General features: G+C 68.5%; 1 protein-coding gene. It reads left to right on the forward strand.

The features are described from left to right. Nucleotides 1-1,341 (forward strand): polyketide synthase (locus ABZY13_RS33475; RefSeq protein ID WP_356637587.1); only part of this gene is annotated, 1,341 nt, incomplete at both ends.

Consider the following 1,341-nt stretch of genomic DNA (forward strand, 5'->3'; position numbering starts at 1 on the left):
TCAGCCGACGGCTGAGGCGGTGGCCGATCACCTTCTGGCGCTCCTGGACGGCAGGGCCGAAGCCGACGCCGCTGCGGTGGCTCCCGTCCGGCGAGCTGGCAATGACGACGACCCCGTGGTCATCGTCGGCATGGCCTGCCGCTATCCCGGTGGGGTCACCACCCCCGAGGATCTGTGGCGACTCGTGGCCGACGGTGTCGACGCGATCTCGGACCTTCCGGCCGACCGTGGGTGGGACGAGAACGTCTACGACCCGGAGATCGGCAAACCCGGCAAGACCTACACCCGAGCCGGCGGATTCCTGCACGACGCCGCCGAGTTCGACGCGGACTTCTTCGGCATTTCGCCGCGTGAGGCGTTGGTGATGGATCCACAGCAGAGGCTGCTGCTGGAGACGTCCTGGGAGGCGTTCGAAAGGGCCGGGATCGACCCGGCGACGCTGAAGGGCAGTTCGACCGGTGTCTTCGCCGGCGTGATGTATCACGACTACGGAGGCGGGGGCAGCGCCGGCAGCTTCGTGTCCGGCCGGGTCGCTTACACGCTCGGGCTGGAAGGGCCCGCGTTGACGGTGGACACGGCGTGTTCGTCGTCGTTGGTGTCGTTGCATCTGGCGGCGCAGGCGCTGCGGTCGGGGGAGTGCTCCCTGGCCCTGGCCGGCGGCGTGACGGTGATGGGGACGCCGGAGACGCTGGTGTACTTCAGCGAACAGCGCGGACTCGCCCCCGACGGTCGGTGTCGTTCCTTTGCTGCGGGTGCTGGGGGTACGGGGTGGGGTGAGGGTGCTGGGGTTTTGTTGTTGGAGCGGTTGTCGGATGCGCGGCGGAATGGGCATCCGGTGCTGGCGGTGGTGTGTGGGTCGGCGGTGAATCAGGATGGTGCGTCGAATGGTCTGACGGCGCCGAACGGTCCGGCGCAGCGGCGGGTGATCCGGCAGGCGTTGGTGAATGCCGGGTTGCGTGGTGCGGATGTGGATGTGGTGGAGGCGCACGGTACGGGCACGGTGTTGGGTGATCCGATCGAGGCGCAGGCGTTGCTGGCGACGTATGGGCAGGACCGGCCGGTGGGTGAGCCGTTGTGGCTGGGGTCGGTGAAGTCGAATCTGGGGCACACGCAGGCTGCTGCGGGTGTCGCGGGGGTCATCAAGATGGTGATGGCGATGCGGCATGGGGTGTTGCCGCGGTCGCTGCATTTGGATGAGCCCAGTTCGCGGGTGGACTGGTCCGAGGGTGATGTGGTGTTGCTGGGGGAGGCGGTGGTGTGGCCGGATCGGGGGCGGCCGCGTCGTGCGGGGGTGTCGTCGTTCGGGCTGAGCGGGACGAATGCGCATGTGATCGTGGAGCA

It is taken from the genome of Streptomyces sp. NPDC006610 (genome assembly GCF_040611575.1).
In the GTDB taxonomy this organism is placed as follows: domain Bacteria; phylum Actinomycetota; class Actinomycetes; order Streptomycetales; family Streptomycetaceae; genus Streptomyces.